The sequence below is a fragment of the Umezawaea beigongshangensis genome (assembly GCF_016464305.1).
In the GTDB taxonomy this organism is placed as follows: domain Bacteria; phylum Actinomycetota; class Actinomycetes; order Mycobacteriales; family Pseudonocardiaceae; genus Umezawaea_A; species Umezawaea_A beigongshangensis.
The window spans coordinates 167,521-183,137 of the sequence record NZ_JAEIOJ010000010.1 but is presented as its reverse complement, the minus strand read 5'-3'; the positions used below and the strand labels follow the sequence as shown (position 1 = coordinate 183,137).

General features: G+C 72.7%; 18 protein-coding genes. 9 read left to right on the top strand and 9 right to left on the bottom strand.

The genetic code is table 11. From position 1 onward, the window contains the following. The first annotated feature begins 2 nt into the window (after positions 1-2). Positions 3-1,310 carry an APC family permease gene (locus IMZ35_RS23625; protein ID WP_199443357.1) on the top strand — a complete coding sequence of 436 codons (1,308 nt, stop codon included), beginning with the start codon at positions 3-5 and terminating at the stop codon, positions 1,308-1,310. Here the strand turns inward: IMZ35_RS23625 and IMZ35_RS23620 are convergent. Then, complete coding sequence (locus IMZ35_RS23620; RefSeq protein WP_199443356.1) at positions 1,261-1,539, bottom strand: hypothetical protein; 279 nt, start codon at positions 1,537-1,539, stop codon at positions 1,261-1,263. The two genes, IMZ35_RS23625 and IMZ35_RS23620, sit on opposite strands and share 50 nt — an antisense overlap. 113 nt (positions 1,540-1,652) lie before the next feature. Here IMZ35_RS23620 and IMZ35_RS23615 point away from each other — a divergent pair, with 113 nt between their 5' ends. Next, positions 1,653-2,753, top strand: a complete 1,101-nt coding sequence (locus IMZ35_RS23615; RefSeq protein WP_199443355.1) for a branched-chain amino acid aminotransferase — start codon at positions 1,653-1,655, stop codon at positions 2,751-2,753. A 37-nt stretch (positions 2,754-2,790) separates the two neighbouring features. Here the strand turns inward: IMZ35_RS23615 and cobS are convergent, their stop codons facing one another. Genes cobS through IMZ35_RS23600 form a run of 3 tightly spaced genes read right to left on the bottom strand, consistent with a single transcriptional unit; the run spans position 2,791 to position 5,146 of the window. After that, entirely contained in the window at positions 2,791-3,534 is a 744-nt protein-coding gene (gene cobS, locus IMZ35_RS23610; protein WP_199443354.1) for an adenosylcobinamide-GDP ribazoletransferase, read from the bottom strand. Continuing rightward, positions 3,534-4,580: a nicotinate-nucleotide--dimethylbenzimidazole phosphoribosyltransferase gene (gene cobT, locus IMZ35_RS23605; RefSeq protein ID WP_199443353.1), complete on the bottom strand. Its 1,047-nt coding sequence runs from the start codon at positions 4,578-4,580 to the stop codon at positions 3,534-3,536. Before cobT ends, cobS begins: the two co-directional genes overlap by 1 nt. A gap of 14 nt (positions 4,581-4,594) precedes the next feature. After that, the gene (locus IMZ35_RS23600; protein ID WP_199443352.1) at positions 4,595-5,146 is read right to left on the bottom strand and encodes a bifunctional adenosylcobinamide kinase/adenosylcobinamide-phosphate guanylyltransferase; all 552 of its coding nucleotides are present in this window, start codon (positions 5,144-5,146) and stop codon (positions 4,595-4,597) included. 83 nt (positions 5,147-5,229) lie between these two features. On the opposite strand from IMZ35_RS23600, the gene IMZ35_RS23595 reads away from it, so the two are divergent. Further along, entirely contained in the window at positions 5,230-5,430 is a 201-nt protein-coding gene (locus IMZ35_RS23595) for a hypothetical protein (protein WP_199443351.1), read from the top strand. Between the two features lie 57 nt (positions 5,431-5,487). Here IMZ35_RS23595 and IMZ35_RS23590 read toward each other — a convergent pair whose 3' ends face one another. Together IMZ35_RS23590 and IMZ35_RS23585 are read right to left on the bottom strand one after the other, a co-directional pair. Continuing rightward, positions 5,488-6,474: an aldo/keto reductase family protein gene (locus IMZ35_RS23590; protein ID WP_199443350.1), complete on the bottom strand. Its 987-nt coding sequence runs from the start codon at positions 6,472-6,474 to the stop codon at positions 5,488-5,490. 42 nt (positions 6,475-6,516) lie between these two features. Then, the gene (locus tag IMZ35_RS23585) at positions 6,517-7,155 is read right to left on the bottom strand and encodes a DUF3043 domain-containing protein (protein WP_199443349.1); all 639 of its coding nucleotides are present in this window, start codon (positions 7,153-7,155) and stop codon (positions 6,517-6,519) included. 41 nt (positions 7,156-7,196) lie between these two features. On the opposite strand from IMZ35_RS23585, the gene IMZ35_RS23580 reads away from it, so the two are divergent. Both IMZ35_RS23580 and IMZ35_RS23575 read left to right on the top strand, forming a co-directional pair. After that, entirely contained in the window at positions 7,197-8,297 is a 1,101-nt protein-coding gene (locus tag IMZ35_RS23580) for a glycerate kinase family protein (protein WP_199443348.1), read from the top strand. A gap of 116 nt (positions 8,298-8,413) precedes the next feature. Next, positions 8,414-8,785 (top strand): HesB/IscA family protein, encoded by a 372-nt coding sequence (locus tag IMZ35_RS23575; protein WP_199443347.1) that lies wholly within the window; start codon positions 8,414-8,416, stop codon positions 8,783-8,785. A 63-nt stretch (positions 8,786-8,848) separates the two neighbouring features. Here the strand turns inward: IMZ35_RS23575 and IMZ35_RS23570 are convergent, their stop codons facing one another. Beyond that, on the bottom strand, positions 8,849-9,022 hold the full coding sequence (locus tag IMZ35_RS23570; protein WP_199443346.1) for a hypothetical protein: 174 nt from the start codon (positions 9,020-9,022) through the stop codon (positions 8,849-8,851). Positions 9,023-9,252: 230 nt separating this feature from the next. Between IMZ35_RS23570 and IMZ35_RS23565 the strand changes: the two genes are divergently transcribed. After that, positions 9,253-10,188, top strand: coding sequence for a carbohydrate kinase family protein (locus IMZ35_RS23565; RefSeq protein ID WP_199443429.1), 936 nt, complete (start codon positions 9,253-9,255; stop codon positions 10,186-10,188). A 146-nt stretch (positions 10,189-10,334) separates the two neighbouring features. Further along, positions 10,335-11,120 (top strand): class I SAM-dependent methyltransferase, encoded by a 786-nt coding sequence (locus IMZ35_RS23560; protein ID WP_199443345.1) that lies wholly within the window; start codon positions 10,335-10,337, stop codon positions 11,118-11,120. A gap of 132 nt (positions 11,121-11,252) precedes the next feature. On the opposite strand, the gene asnB is transcribed toward IMZ35_RS23560, so the two are convergent. Beyond that, positions 11,253-13,181, bottom strand: a complete 1,929-nt coding sequence (gene asnB / locus IMZ35_RS23555; protein WP_199443344.1) for an asparagine synthase (glutamine-hydrolyzing) — start codon at positions 13,179-13,181, stop codon at positions 11,253-11,255. A 288-nt stretch (positions 13,182-13,469) separates the two neighbouring features. On the opposite strand from asnB, the gene ctaC reads away from it, so the two are divergent. Both ctaC and IMZ35_RS23545 read left to right on the top strand, forming a co-directional pair. Further along, on the top strand, positions 13,470-14,402 hold the full coding sequence (gene ctaC / locus IMZ35_RS23550) for an aa3-type cytochrome oxidase subunit II (RefSeq protein ID WP_199443343.1): 933 nt from the start codon (positions 13,470-13,472) through the stop codon (positions 14,400-14,402). Positions 14,403-14,420: 18 nt separating this feature from the next. Continuing rightward, on the top strand, positions 14,421-14,819 hold the full coding sequence (locus tag IMZ35_RS23545; RefSeq protein WP_199443342.1) for a cytochrome c oxidase subunit 4: 399 nt from the start codon (positions 14,421-14,423) through the stop codon (positions 14,817-14,819). An 84-nt stretch (positions 14,820-14,903) separates the two neighbouring features. Here the strand turns inward: IMZ35_RS23545 and IMZ35_RS23540 are convergent, their stop codons facing one another. After that, positions 14,904-15,572 (bottom strand): lysophospholipid acyltransferase family protein, encoded by a 669-nt coding sequence (locus IMZ35_RS23540; protein WP_199443341.1) that lies wholly within the window; start codon positions 15,570-15,572, stop codon positions 14,904-14,906. Positions 15,573-15,617: the final 45 nt, after the last annotated feature.

Genomic DNA, 15,617 nt, shown 5'->3' with positions numbered 1-15,617 from the left:
ACGTGACGCTCACGCCCACCGGCGCGGTCCGCGCGTCCCCGGAGTCCAGGAGCACGACCACCGCCGTGGCGCTCGGGCTCGGCGCCGTGCTCGGCGTCGGGGTCCTCCTCGGTCCGGCCACCGCCACCGCGCTCGCCGGTCGACCGGCCCTGCCCGCCGTGCTGCTCGCCGCGCTCACCGCGCTCTGCTGCGCGTTCTCCAGCGCCGACCAGCACCGGGTCGACCCCGGAGCCGGAGGCGGCTACGGGCACGTCCGCAACCACCTCGGCGCGTGGCCCGCCCGCATCGGCGGCAGCGCGTTCCTCGTCGGCCGCGCGGGCGTGGCCGCCGCGCTCGCCGCCGCGTTCGCCGAGCACGTCTTCCCCGACCAGCGGTGGACCGCCGCGCTCGCCGTGCTCGGAGGCACCGCCGCCCTCGGGGCGGCCGGGCTGCGCTGGAGCACCCGCGCGAGCCGGGTGGCCGCCGCGTTCGTCGTCGTCGTGCTGCTGCTCGTCGTGCTGCTGTGCTTCTCCGTCGCGCCGCCCCCGGCGGCGCCACCGGCACCCGACACCCCCGCCGAGCTGGTGGGAGCGGCCGGGCTGATGGTCGTCGCGTTCACCGGGTTCGAGCGGATCACCGCGCCGGTCGCCGGTGACCCGGTGTTCTCGGCACGCCGGTTGCGCGTCGCCGTCCCCGTGCTCGTCGGCATCACCCTGCTCGTCGTCCTCGGTGTGCTCGCCGCGCTCCAGCACCAGCTCGGCACCGCGCGCCTGGCCCTGTCGCCCGCCCCGCTGCGCGACGCCACGAACGCCGCCGACGCCGCCTGGCTCGTGCCGCTGGTGCAGTTCGCCGCCGGAGTGGCCGCCGTGTCCGCGCTGCACGCCCTGTTCGCCGGCAACCGCCGCACCCTCGCCGCCATGGCCGGGAACGGCGACCTGCCGCCGCGCCTCGCCGCCGCGCGCCGGCCGTGGCGGCTGGACCTGCTCACCGCGGCCGGTGCCGTCCTCGCGCTGGTCCTGCTCACCCCGGCGCAGGCGCTCGCCGTCGGCGCGTGCGGCACGCTGTTCCACCACGCGTTCTCCAACGCGGCCGCGCGCATCCTGCTCCAGGAGGACCACACGTGGCCCCTGCGCACCGCGTGCGCGGGGCTAGGGCTGTCGGTGCTGCTCGCGATGAGCCTGCCGGTGCACGCGCTGCTCGTGACGTTCTCGGCGGTGGCGGCCGGCACCGCGCTGACGGGACTGTGCTCGGCCCTGGGCGTCCGCCGCCGGGCGCGGCTGGTCAGCTCGGCTGCGCCGCCCCCAGGCACATCAGGAACAGCAGGGTCGTGATGACCGCCATCACGACCACCGTCGTGGTCGAGGCGTGCCGCGGGAAGAACTCCCCGTGCTTGGCGCGCCACCAGGCGAGGAAGCACACCCAGGCGAGCGTGGTGAGCACGACGCCCACCGCGCCCCAGAAGAGGTAGGCGTCCAGCAGCAGCAGGCCCGTGCCCAGTGGTGCCAGCACGGCCAGCAGGGTGATCTTGACGTTGCCGCCCTCGGTGCGTGGTTCGCTCACGAGGGCACAGCCTAGAAGATCGCTCACCTGGACGGGGACACTTCCGGACGGTCGGACGCCCGAGGACCGGGACGACGATTTCGCCCGGTGAGCACACCGGCTACCGTGCATCCATGACGACAGCGTTGCCTTTCACCCGGACCTCCACCCCGCGACCGGCGACCCCGGAGCGCGTGGCGGAGGTACTCGCGTCACCGGGCTTCGGGCGGCACTTCACCGACCACATGGTGACGATTCGCTGGAACACGGATCAGGGCTGGCACGGCGCCGCCGTCGAGCCCTACCACTCGCTGGAACTGGATCCGGCAGCGATGGTGCTGCACTACGGCCAGGCGATCTTCGAAGGGCTCAAGGCCTACCACCAGCCCGACGGCACGATCGCGTCCTTCCGTCCCGAGGCGAACGCGGCCCGCTTCCGCCTCTCCGCCGCGCGCATGGCGATGCCCGAGCTGCCCGACGAGCTGTTCCTCGCGTCCCTGCGCGAGCTGCTCGCCGTGGACCGGCGGTGGGTGCCGTCCGTGCCGGAGGAATCCCTCTACCTGCGGCCCTTCATGATCTCCACGGAGAAGGGGCTGGGGGTGCGCCCGGCGAAGGAGTACCTCTACGTGCTCATCGCCTCCCCGGCGGGCTCCTACTTCCCCGGCGGCATCAAGCCGGTGAGCGTGTGGCTGTCGACCGAGTACGTGCGGGCCGCGCCCGGCGGCACCGGCGCGGCCAAGTTCGCCGGCAACTACGCCGCGTCCCTGCTGGCCCAGGCGCAGGCCGCCGAGCAGGGCTGCGACCAGGTCGTCTGGCTCGACGCGATCGAGCGGCGCTGGGTCGAGGAGATGGGCGGCATGAACCTGTTCTTCGTGCTCGGCACCGGCGCGGACGCCCGCGTCGTCACGCCGGAGCTGAACGGGTCGCTGCTGCCCGGCATCACCCGCGACTCCCTGCTGAGCCTCGCCGCCCAGCTCGGGTACGGCGTGGAGGAGCGGCGCTTCTCCACCGAGGAGTGGGAGAAGAAGGCCGAGTCGGGCGAGCTGTCGGAGGTGTTCGCCTGCGGCACCGCCGCCGTGATCACCCCCGTCGGCCACGTGAAGCACGCCGACGGGTCCTTCGACGTCGCCGGAGGCCGGACCGGAGAGGTGACGCGGCGACTGCGCGCCCACCTGACCGGCATCCAGCAGGGCACGGTCGAGGCTCCCCCCGGCTGGATGACCACGCTGCTCTGAGCGTGCTCGTGCGGTGGCGGGCGGCGCGTGCCGCCCGCTACCGCAGCAGCACGGCGGTCACCAGGACCACGAGGGTCGTCAGCTCCGACGCGGCACCCAGGACGTCGCCCGTGACGCCGCCGAAGCGGCGGGTCGCGTGCCGCACGAGCAGCTCGGCCAGCGCCAGGGACAGCAGCACCGCGACCGGGCCCAGGTACCGCTGCTCCGGCGTCGCCAGGGGAGACGCCGCCAGCAGCAGCAGCCACCACAGCGCCGGGACGACCGGGTGCTGCGACCCCGCCACCAGCGCGCCGAGCCCCTCCGCGCGCGCAGACGGAACGCCCCGGCGGCAGCACAGGGCGAACGCCGCCCGCCCCGCCACCAGCGCCAGCACCACCGCCCCCCAGCGCGACGGCGGCAGCGCGCCCAGCGCCGCGGCCTGCGCGCCCAGCACCACGATCAGCACCACCACCGCGAACGGTCCCGCGCCGCCGTCGCGCATCACGGCCAGCGCCCGCTCCGGCGGCCCGTAGCAGCCCAGGCCGTCCGCGGTGTCCGCCAGGCCGTCGAGGTGCATGCCGCGCGTCAGCAGCGCGAGCAGGCCCACGACGAGCAGTCCGGCGAGCAGCTCCGGGGCGTCCAGCAGGCGCAGCAGCCACAGCGCGCCCACCGCGACGCCGCCCAGCAGCACCCCGACCAGCGGGGCCAGCGAGATCGCCTGGCGGCTGCTGCGCTCGTCGACCGCGCCGGCGCGGACCGGCAGCACGGTCAGCCACGACAGGGCGAGACGCGGACCGTCCACTACGCGGGGCCGGAGATCCCGGCGCCGTCGAACGTCGCCATGTCGACCAGGACCCTCGCCGCCATCGTGAGCAGCGGCAGCGCGGCCACCGCGCCGGAACCCTCGCCGAGGCGCATGTCGAACTCCAGCAGCGGCTTCAGGTCCAGGTGCGACAGCGCGAGCGCGTGCGCGGGCTCGGCGGAGCGGTGACCTGCCACCCACCACTCGCGGGCGCCCGGCGCCATCTCCTCCGCCACGACCGCCGCGGCACCGACCACCACGCCGTCGAGCACGACGGGCGTGCGCCGCAGCGCGGCCTGCGCCAAGAACCCGGCGGTGGCGGCGAGGTCGGCGCCACCGCCGGTCCGCAGCAGCGCCACGGGGTCCGCGAGCACCGGACGCGCCCGGCGCAGCGCGTCGCGGATCGCCGCCGTCTTGCGCATCCAGCCCGCGTCGTCGACGCCGGTGCCGCGCCCCACGACGGCCACCGGCTCCGAGCCGGTGAGCGCCGCGATCAGCACGGCGGACGGCGTGGTGTTGCCGATGCCCATGTCCCCGGCGATCAGCAGGTCGGCGCCGCTGTCGACCTCCTCGTCGGCGATGGCGCGCCCGGCCGCGACCGCCCGGACCGCCTCCTCGTGGGTCAGCGCGTCCTCGCGGTCGATCGAGCCCGACCCGGCGCGGACCTTGAACGCGCTCACGGCGTCCGTCGTGCCGGACAGCACGGACAGGTCGGCCACGCGCACCGTGGCGCCCGCGACCGCGGCCAGCACGTTCACCGCGGCGCCACCGGTCAGGAAGTTCGTCACCATCTGGCCGGTGACCTCGCTGGGGTAGGCGGACACGCCGTGCTGGGCGACACCGTGGTCACCGGCGAACACGACGACCCGCGGCCGGGTGAACGGCCGCGGCGGGCAGGTGCCCTGGCACGCGGCGATCCACGCGCCCAGCTCCTCCAGGCGGCCCAGCGAACCGGCGGGCTTGGTCAGCGTCTCGTGCCGCGCCACGGCGTCGAGCCGAGCCTGCTCGTCCGGCGGGGCCACCGGCTCGAACACGGGGTCGTCCACCTCGTACCTCCTGGTCAGCGCAAGCGCAGCGGGATTCCCGCGACGAGCAGCAGCACCTCGTCGCAGCCCTCGGCCAGCCGCGCGTTGAGCGAACCGAGGTGATCGCGGAAGAGCCTGCCAGAACGGGTCGCCGGGACGACGCCGAGCCCGACCTCGGCCGAGACCAGCACGAGCCTCGCGCGGCACGACGCCACCGCGCCGACAAGGCGGGCGCAGGCGCGTTCCACCTCGTCGGCGCCCTCGCCGTCCCAGGCGCCCGCGTCGTCCACGACACTGGTCAGCCACGTGGCGACGTCGTCCACCAGCACGGGAGGGTCGTCCGGCTCCGCCGCGGCCAGCAGGGCGGGCAGCTCGGCGGGGGAGGGGGTCTCGACCGTGCGCCACGTGCCGGGGCGGCGGTCGACGTGCCGGGCGATCCTGGCGTCCCACTCGGCGTCGCCGGGGTGGCGGCGAGCGGTCGCCACGTAGGTCGCGGGACCGCTCAGCAGGCCCTCGGCGTGGGCGGACTTGCCGGACCTGGCACCACCGAGCACGAGCGTCCGGTGCGCCGCGGTGTCATCTCTCACAGCGTCGCACCGATTCCCCTCGCTCACCCGAACGGCATAACCTGCGAGCACGTTACCCGCAGGACGCACGAGGGGAGGCCGCCGTGGACTACCGGTGGCGCTACCAGGACGAGCAGGGGCGCGACGTGGACGGCCCGGACGTCACGTTCGCCGACCAGGCCGACGCCGAGGACTGGTTCGGCGAGCGGTGGCAGGACCTCGCGAACGCGGGCGTGGCCGGGGTGACCCTGCTGCGCGCCGAGTCGGAGGTCTACGGCCCCATGTCCCTGGGGCCCGCTTCCTGATCGCGGCGCGCGAACGGCCCGCCGCACGTCGTGCGCGACGGGCCGTCCGCGGGGTGATCAGGGGGCCTGGGTCAGGGCCGGGTCGGTCTCGACCACGCCCTCCAGCACCTCGTCGATCTTCGTCAGGACCTCGGCCTCCAGCTTCACGCCGGCCGCCTTCACGTTCTCGTGCACCTGCTCCGGGCGGGACGCGCCGATGATCGCGCTGGCCACGTTCGGGTTCTGCAGCACCCACGCCACCGCGAGCTGAGCCAGCGACAGGCCGACCTCGTCCGCGATCGGCTTGAGCTTCTGGACCTTCTCCAGCACCTCGTCGCGCATGAACCGCGCGATCATCTTCGAGCCGCTCTCGTCGGTCGCCCGCGAGCCCTCGGGGATCTGACCACCGGGCGTGTACTTGCCGGTGAGGACGCCCTGCGCGATCGGCGACCACACGATCTGGCTGAGGCCCTCGCGCTCGGAGGCGGGCACGACCTGGTCCTCGACGACCCGCCACAGCATCGAGTACTGCGGCTGGTTGGAGATGAACGGGACGTTCAGCTCGCGGGCGAGCGCCGCGCCGCGGGTGATCTGCTCGGCGTTCCACTCGGACACGCCGATGTAGAGCGCCTTGCCGGAGCGCACGACGTCGGCGAACGCCAGCATCGTCTCCTCCAGCGGCACCGTGCGGTCGAACCGGTGCGCCTGGTAGAGGTCGACGTAGTCCGTCTGGAGCCGCTTCAGGGAGGCGTCGATCGACTCCATGACGTGCTTGCGACCCAGACCGCTGTCGTTGGGCCCCTTGGGACCGGTGGGCCAGTACACCTTGGTGAACAGCTCGTAGGAAGCCCGCCGCTCACCGGCCAGCGCGCGACCGAGGACGGACTCGGCGGCCGTGTTGGCGTACACGTCGGCGGTGTCGAAGGTCGTGATGCCCGCGTCGAGCGCGGCGCGGACGCAGGCCGTCGCCTGGTCCTCCTCGACCTGGGAGCCGTGGGTGAGCCAGTTGCCGTACGAGATCTCGCTGATGTTCAGGCCACTGCGGCCGAGGCGTCGGAACTCCATGACCGCAGCCTAGCCCCGGATCGTTCGGCTTGCTAATGAAGCTCAGCGCACCGGGTCGCCCGCCTTCAGCCTGGGCTTGGGGACGCGCAGCTTGCGGAGCTGGCTGGCCCGGATGAACGAGTACCAGCCGATCGACAGGCCCTTGATCGGCTCGGTCGGGAACTTCGCGCGCACCCTCTTGGTGACCAGGCGGCCCAGCACGAAGCCCTCGACGATCATCGCGAGCAGCATGAACGTGGTCAGCAGCGTGGCGTACTGCTGGATCACCGGTGACGGGGTGAGCAGCGCGACGAACACGAGGATCGCCAGCGGCATGAACAGGCCCATGAGGTTGCGCCTGGCGTCGACCAGGTCGCGGATGTAGGCCTTGACCGGCCCGCGGTCGCGGGGCAGCAGGTACTTCTCCTCGCCGGAGAGCATCCGCTGACGGCGCTCCGCGGCGGCGGCGCGGCGCTCCTCCTTGCTCTGCTTGTTGCCCCGCATGCGCTTGAACGCCTCGCGCTGCGTGCGCGGCGGCGGGGGGACCGGGCCGCGGCGCCGGCCGGCGGCCTCGGTGCGCTTCGGCGTCGGGCGTCCCTTGCCGGGCGTGCGGCCCTTCTGCGCGTCGGCAGCCGTCACCTCCACCGCGGTGTCGGAAGCGGTGTCGGTGGTCTCGGTCGAGTCGCGGCGCAGGAACCTCACGACGTCAAGAGTAGGACAGCACTCCCCGTACCCTTCGCGAGGTGCGAGTACTGATCGCTCCCGACTGCTTCGGCGGCACCCTGACGGCGCGGGAGGCGGCCGAGGCGATGGCCTCGGGCTGGCGCTCGACCGCTCCGCGCGACGAGGTGGTGCTGCGTCCGCTCGCGGACGGGGGACCGGGATTCGTCGACGTCCTGCACGCCGCGCTGGGCGGTGACCTGCGCACCTCCACCGTCACGGGTCCGCTGGGCCGGCCGGTCGAGGCGGTCTGGCTGCTGCACGAGGGCACCGCGCACGTCGAGTCGGCCTCGGCGTGCGGACTGCACCTGGTGCCGGAGGACGACCGGGCGCGGGCGTGCGAACTCGTCACCACCCGTGGTGTCGGCGAGCTCGTCGCCGCGGCCCGCGACGCCGGCGCGCACACCGTCGTCGTCGGTCTCGGCGGGTCCGCCACGACCGACGGCGGCGCCGGGCTGCTGGCCGCGCTCGGCGCGGTGGCCGTGGACGACGACGGCACGCCGCTGAGCGGCGGCACCGCGCTCGCCCGCTGCGCCGGGCTCGACGGCGTCGCCGACCCCGGCGGCGTGCGCCTCGTCGCCGCCTCCGACGTGGAGAACCCCCTGCTCGGCCCGCACGGCGCCGCGACGGTGTTCGGGCCGCAGAAGGGCGCCGATCCGGCCGCCGCGGCCCGCCTGGAGGCAGGGCTGGCCCGGTTCGCCGACGTGCTCCCGCGCGACGTGCGCGACCAGCCGGGCGCCGGTGCCGCCGGCGGACTCGGCGCGGCCCTGCTCGCGCTCGGCGCGACCGTCGTCTCCGGCGCGGGGCTGGTGCGGGAGCTGACCGGGCTGGACGCCGCGCTGGACGCCGCGGACCTGGTCGTCACCGGAGAGGGCAGCTTCGACCGGCAGTCCCTGCGCGGCAAGCTCGTCACCTCCGTGGCGGGCGCCGCCGCCGAGCGCGGACTGCCGTGCCTGGTCCTCGCCGGGCAGGTCGGCGCCGGGCGCGGGGAGGCCGCCGCGGCGGGTGTCCGGGACCTCCGCTCGGTCGCCGAGCACGTCGGTTCGGCGGCGCGGTCGATGGCCGAACCCGCCGCGTCGCTGGCGTCGCTGGCCGCGCACGTGGCCCGCCAGTGGTCCACGTGACAGCGCACCCCGTCCGGCACGCGCTTCCGCTGTGTCACCATGGGTGGGGGAACAAAGCGGGTACCACCCGTGTTGCACGGGCGGTACCGCCCGCACAGGACCTCTGAGGGAGAGCCATGACGACCGCTCACGAAGCTGCCTCGACCGAGGCCGAGGCGCCGACCCACGGCGTGACGCTGACCGAATCAGCTGCCGTGAAGGCCAAGGCCCTGCTCGACCAGGAGGGGCGCGACGACATGCACCTCCGCATCGCCGTGCAGCCCGGCGGCTGCGCCGGCCTGCGCTACCAGCTCTTCTTCGACGAGCGCAGCCTCGACGGCGACGCGCTGCGCGACTTCGGCGGCCTGAAGGTGGCCGTGGACCGCATGAGCGCCCCCTACGTCGAGGGCGCGGTGATCGACTTCGTCGACACCATCGAGAAGCAGGGCTTCACGATCGAGAACCCGAACGCGGGCGGTTCCTGCGCCTGCGGCGACTCGTTCCACTAGTCGACCGCCGAGAAGGGCTGTCACCCCGCCGGGGTGACAGCCCTTCTCGCTGCTCCGGGCAGGTCAGCTCCCGTAGTCGCTCAGGCCCTCCACCTGCCGCGAGCAGCGCTCGTCCACCGACCAGGTGGCGGCGCCGGCGGGTTCGGGCAGCGGGGGGTGTGCGGTCGTGATGGAGGTCGGGAGCTGTGCGCAGTCGGCGATCAGTTCGCTCGTGGTCGCCGCTTCGGAGGTGGTCACGTTCCGACCGTAGGACCGCGCTGAGACCGGCGACAGTCCTACCAAACGGTAGTGTTCGCCGCCGGGTCGCGCCCACCCGGACGGGCTGGTGCCGGTCCGGGGACAACGGTCAGTTCGAAGGAGAGTCGACCCGCGGCTGCCGTGCTCGAGCAGCGTCGGACGACCAGAGACAAGGGGAGGGCCGCCTGGTGCCCACAGCCGTCAGCGGAAGCATCGCCACCGACCACCTGATGCACTTTCCGGGGAGGTTCGCCGACCAGCTGGTCGCCGACCGCCTCGACCGCGTCTCGCTGAGCTTCCTCGTGGACGACCTCGTGGTCCGGCGGGGCGGCATCGGCGCCAACATCGCGTTCGGCATGGGGGTGCTGGGCTGCTCGCCCGTGCTCGTGGGCGCCGTCGGCCAGGACTTCGCCGACTACCGCTCCTGGCTGGAGAGGCACGGCGTGGACTGCTCCGGCGTCCTCGTCTCCGAGGTGGCGCACACCGCCAGGTTCGTGTGCACCACCGACGACGACATGAACCAGATCGCCTCCTTCTACGCGGGCGCCATGTCGGAGTCCCGCAACATCGAGCTGGCGCCGATCGCGGACCGCGTGGGCGAGCTCGACCTCGTCCTGATCAGTCCGGACGACCCGGCCGGGATGCTCCGGCACGCCGAGGAGTGCCGCCAGCGGGGCTACTCGTTCGCGGTCGACCCGTCCCAGCAGCTCGCGAGGATGGACGGCGCGCAGGTCCGCGACTTCGTCGAGGGGGCTCGCTACCTGTTCAGCAACGACTACGAGTGGGAGCTGCTGCTCCAGAAGACCGGCTGGACCGAGCAGGACGTGCTGTCCAGGGTCGGGCTGCGGATCACCACGCTCGGCGAGAAGGGCGTGGAGATCGTCGGGGCCGACGGCACCGCGCTCCAGGTGCCCGCGGTGCCCGAGCTGGGCAAGGTCGACCCGACCGGTGTCGGTGACGGGTTCCGCGCCGGGTTCCTCGCCGGCACCACCGCCGGTCTGGGCCTGGAGCGCGCCGCCCAGCTCGGTTCGCTGATCGCCGTGCTGGTGCTGGAGACGGTGGGCACGCAGGAGTGGGTGCTCGACCGCGAGCCGGCCCTCGCCCGCGTCCGCGAGGCGTTCGGCCCGGTGGCCGCGCAGGAGATCGCGGCGGTCGTCCCCGCCTGATCGCTGACCGGTTCCGGTGGTGGTGGAGCGCGTCCGCCACCACCGGCGATCGGCTCACCTCCCGCTGCTCCCGGCAGCGGCTGCGCTGAACCGGTCCTGAGTGCATCCTCGTGAGTGGTCTGATCCACTCGGCGCGAGGAGCCCCCATGTCGGAGTACCTGTTCGGTCGTACCGGGGCGCTGCTCGACCCGCACCTCGACGCGCTGGCGAGCCTGCTGGACGGACGCACCACCACGAGCCTGGAGCGGACCGGCGTCACCGAGGGGTGGCGCTGCCTGGAGATCGGCGGGGGCGGTGGCTCCGTCGCGCGCTGGCTCGCCACCCGCGTGGGAGCGGCCGGCCACGTCACCGTCACCGACGTCGACACCGACCGCCTCGGTCACCTCGACGGTCCCACGACGACCGTCCTGCGGCACGACGTCGTCCACGACGACCTCCCGCCCGCCGCCCACGACCTCGTGCACGCGCGTCTCGTGCTGTGCCACCTCCCGCAGCGGGAGGCCGTGCTGGGCAGACTGCGCGAGACCCTGCGGCCCGGCGGCTGGCTGGCGCTGGAGGAGTTCGACGCCGAGCGGTTCGCCGTGCTCGCCGCCCCGAGCCCCGCCGACGCGGCGCTGCTCACCAAGAGCGTCGCGGCGCTCACGAGCCTGCTGGAGAAGGCGGGCACGGAGCTGCGCTGGGGCTCGCGCGCGGCCACCGCCCTGCGCGACGCCGGGTTCCGCGACGTCGAGGGCGTGCAGGCCGGTGAGACGTGGGTCGGCGGCTCACCGGGCAGCAGGCTCCTGCGCACCAACCTGAGGCAGGTGCGCGAGCGCGCCCTCGCCGCGAAACTGCTGACCGAGGACGAGCTGGACCGGTTCGACGAGCTGGTGGTTCACCCGGCCGTGGAGCTGCGCTCGTTCCTGCTGTGCTCGGTCCGGGGCCGCCGCTGAACCCCGTCGCCGCCGAGCCCCGTGACCGCTGAGCCCCGTGACCGCTGAGCCCGTGACCGCGGAGCCCCGTCACCACGGAGGCCCCGTCACCGAGCGAACTCGGTGACGGGGCCTCCGCCGAACACGTGGCGGTCAGAGCTTCACGGGGTAGTGCGGCTCCGGGACCACGGGCTTGATCCGGCCCTCGACGAAGATGCCGTGCCAGATCATGAAGACCAGCAGCGCCCAGATGCGGCGGCTGTGGTCCTGCACGCCCGACCGGTGCTCCTCGATCAGCCGCAGCACCGCGCCCTTGTCGATGTACTGGTCGGTCTGCGACTGGTTCACCGTGTCCACGGCCCAGTCGTGCATCTCGTCCTTCAGCCAGTGCCGGATCGGCACCGGGAAGCCGAGCTTGCGCCGCTCCAGCACGTGCCTGGGCACGATGTCGCGGATCGCCCTGCGCAGGGCGTACTTCGTCGTCTCCTTGGTGATCTTCAACTCGGACGGGATCTGGCTGGCGATCCGGAAGACCTCGGGGTCCAGGAACGGCACCCGCAGCTCCAGCGAGTTCGCCATCGTCACCTTGTCGGCCTTGACCAGGATGTCGCCGCGCAGCCAGGTGAACAGGTCCACGTGCTGCATCCGGGTCACCGGGTCCCAGTCCTGCGACTGCCGGTACGGCCCGGCCGTGGCGTCGGCGTGGGACACGCTCGGGTCGTAGGACCGCAGCACCTGCCGCAGCAGGTCGTCCAGGAAGATGCGCGCGTTGCCGTAGTAGCGCTCCTCCAGGGTCAGCGCGCCCCGGCGCAGCAGGTCCTTGCCCCGGACGCCGTGCGGGATCTTCGTCGACACGCGGCCCATGGCCTTGCGCAGCGTGGTGGGCACCTTGTCGAACGGCGCCAGCGACAGCGGCTCGCGGTAGATCGTGTACCCGCCGAACAGCTCGTCCGCGCCCTCGCCGGACAGCACGACCTTCACGTGGCGGCGCGCCTCGCGGGCGATGAACCACAGCGGCACCAGCGCCGGGTCGGCCACCGGGTCGTCCAGGTACCAGGTGATCAGCGGCAGGGAGTCCATCATCTCCTGCGCCGTCACCGTCCTGACCACGTGCTTCACACCGATCGCCGCCGCCGACTCCGCGGCCACGTCGACCTCGGAGAAGCCGGAGCGCTGGAAGCCCGTGGTGAACGTGATCAGGTCCGGGTTGTGCTCCTTGGCCAGCGCCGCGATCACCGTGGAGTCGATGCCGCCGGACAGGAACGAGCCGACCGTCACGTCCGCGCGCATGTGCTTGGCGACCGAGTCGCGCAGCGCGGCGGTGATCTCGTCGTAGAGCGCGTTCGCCTCGACGTCGTTGTTCACCGTGCGGGGGCGGAACTCGGCGGGGAAGTACCGCTGGCTCACCGGCTCGCCGCCCGGCGACACCGTGAACGAGGTGCCCGACTCGACGCGGCGCACCTCGTCGTGCAGCGACTCCGGCTCCGGCACGTACTGGAGGATCATGTAGTGCTGGAGCGCCTTGCGGTCGACCTTCGGCTCGATGCCGATGGTCCCGGCCAGCTCCAGCACGCTCTTCTTCTCGCTGGAGAACGCGACGCCGTGCGGGCCGACCGCGTAGTACAGCGGCTTGATGCCGAACGGGTCGCGCGCGCCGAACACGACGCGGCGCTGCGAGTCCCAGATCAGGAACGCGAACATGCCCCGCAGCCGCGCGACGGCCGACGGGCCCATGTGGTGGTACGCCGCGACGATCGTCTCGGTGTCGCCGTCGGTGGCGAACCGCGTGCCGTACTGCGCGGTCAGCTCCGCCCGCAGCTCCAGGTAGTTGTAGATCTCACCGTTGAACAGGATCGTGTACCTGCCGGGCGCCTCGGGCGGACCCCAGTGCAGCGGCTGGTGCGAGTTCTCGATGTCGATGATCGACAGTCGGTTGAAGCCGAAGACGATCTCGTCGCCCTGCCAGGTGCCGCTCTCGTCGGGGCCGCGGTGCCGCTGGCAGCGCAGCGCTCCGGCGACGGCCGAGCGCGCGTGCTCGGCCTCGTTCTTGCTAGGGCTTACCAGTCCCACGAAGCCGCACAAGGCTCTCGCAACCTCTCATCTCGCCGGCGTAGAAGTGCCCAGTATGCCGGGGAGCCGTTCCGCGCCGGACGGCGGCGCTTCGTGAGGTGACGCATACTCCGGGAAGTCACCCGCGTGTGACGTGAAATGCACCGGGTGGCGCGTGCCCCGAGGGGGTGACGCCGGTCGTGCTGGGCTACGCTCCCGCATGATCCCGGCACGGAGACTCTCCTGGCCGGACCGCGTGTTTTTCACCCGGCTCGCGACCACCACCGCGAGTCGTGCACCGTCTGCGAGGAGGCGCGAGCAGTGGGCCTGAAGGAGGGCACCGGGGCAGCACGGCTGGCCAAGGTCGCCGGGCTGGTAGGCCTGGTCGGCATCGGGGCCACCGGTTGCTCCGCGGAGGAGGTTATGCGGTTCGGCTGGCCGGTCGGCGTCACGCCGCAGGCCGAGCGGATGCGCGAGCTGTGGACCGGATCCGTGATCGCCGCGCTGGTCGTCGGTGTGATCGTCTGGGGCTTGATCCTGTGGTCGGTCGCGTTCCACCGGAAGAAGAGCGACGAGCTGCCCAGGCAGACCGCGTACAACCTGCCGCTGGAGATCGTTCTGATCGTCGTCCCGACGATCATCGTGGCCGTGTTGTTCTACTTCACCGCGATCACGCAGAACTTCGTGACGGACAAGTCGGAGAACCCCGACGTCACCGTCGACGTGATCGCGTTCCAGTGGAACTGGGAGTTCCAGTACCCCGAGTTCGCGACCGAGGAGACGCAGGCGCCGGTCAGCACCGTCGGCACCTCCGACGAGGTTCCGCTGCTGGTCGTCCCGAGCGGCAAGTCGATCCGCTTCAACCTGCGGTCGACCGACGTCATCCACTCGTTCTTCGTGCCGGAGTTCCACTTCAAGCGCGACGTCTTCCCGGACCCCGAGAAGAACAACCAGGACAGCTCGTTCGAGGTCACCAAGATCGACCGCGAGGGCTCGTTCGTGGGTCGCTGCGCCGAGCTGTGCGGCACGTACCACGCGGTGATGAACTTCGAGGTCCGCGCACTGGCCGCCGACGACTTCGACCGGTACATGGAACTGCGCCAGCAGGTGAACCAGGACACCGGCCGCAGCTACACGGCTTCCGAGGCGCTCGCCGAGATGAACTGCGGCGAGCTGTGCACGCCGTACTCGGTCACGACCCGTCCGTTCGACACCGACCGGAAGGCCCGCGAGGCGTCCGGTGACAGCAACTGATCCGGGAGCGAGGAAGTCATGAAGGTCGAAGCCCGGATTTTTGACTTGGTCGCCGGTTTCTCGTTCCTGATGGCCGTCGTGTACGGCTTCTGGGCGAAGGAGCCGGTCGGCATCGTGGCTCTCGCGCTGACCGGTGGGCTCGCGCTCATCGTCGGCACGTACTTCCGCTTCGTGGCGCGGCGCATCGAGCTGCGGCCGGAGGACAACCCCGAGGCCGAGGTCAGCGACGGCGCGGGCGAGCTGGGCTTCTTCAGCCCCGGCAGCTACTGGCCCGTCGCGCTGGCCGCCGCCGCGGCGGTCGGCGGTGTCTCGCTGGCGTTCTTCCACGTCTGGCTGCTGGTCATCGCCGTGGTGCTCATCCTGATCGCCGTCGGCGGCCTGGTGTTCGAGTACCACACCGGCCCGAGCCACAACTGATCCACCGCACGACGACCGCGGCCCCCGACCTGGTTCCAGGTCGGGGGCCGCGGTCGTCGTGCGGTGGGAGCCGGGCGGCGGGAGTCAGGCGGCCGCGGGCGGCGCCTGGTACTTGTCGGCGTACTCCTGGCCGGACAGGTGCAGGATGTTGTAGATGATCTCGTCGGTGACCGATCGCAGCACCGGCAGCGACTCGTGCAGCCCCTCGTAGCGGGAGAAGTCCATCGGCTTGCCGAAGCGCACCGTCACCCGGCAGCGGCGCGGCACCCTGCGCCCCACCGGCAGCAGCGCGTCCGTGCCGATCAGCCCCACCGGCACCACGGGAGCGCCGGACTCCAGCGCCATGCGCGCCACGCCCGTGCGGCCGCGGTGCAGCATGCCGTCCAGCGAGCGCGTGCCCTCCGGGTAGATCACGAACGCCTCGCCCCTGGCCAGGATGCGCCCGGCGGCGTCGAGCGAGTCGCGCGCGGCCCTGCCCTCGCCCCGGCGCACCGGCACGTGGCCCAGCGAGGTGAAGTACCAGCGCGACAGCGCGCCGCGCAGCCCCGTGCCCTCGAAGTACTCGGCCTTGGCGAGGAACGCCACCCGCCGCTGCACGACCATCGGGATGACGACGCTGTCGACGAACGACAGGTGGTTCGGCGCGAGGATGACGGCACCCTCCGCCGGAACGTTCTCCAGACCTTCCACGGTCGGCCGGTAGATCAACTGCATCACCGGACCGACCACGCGTTTCAGGACCGTGTAGAGCACGACAAGACCTCCTCGCCACCCGTGTCGGGGCAGCATCCACCCACC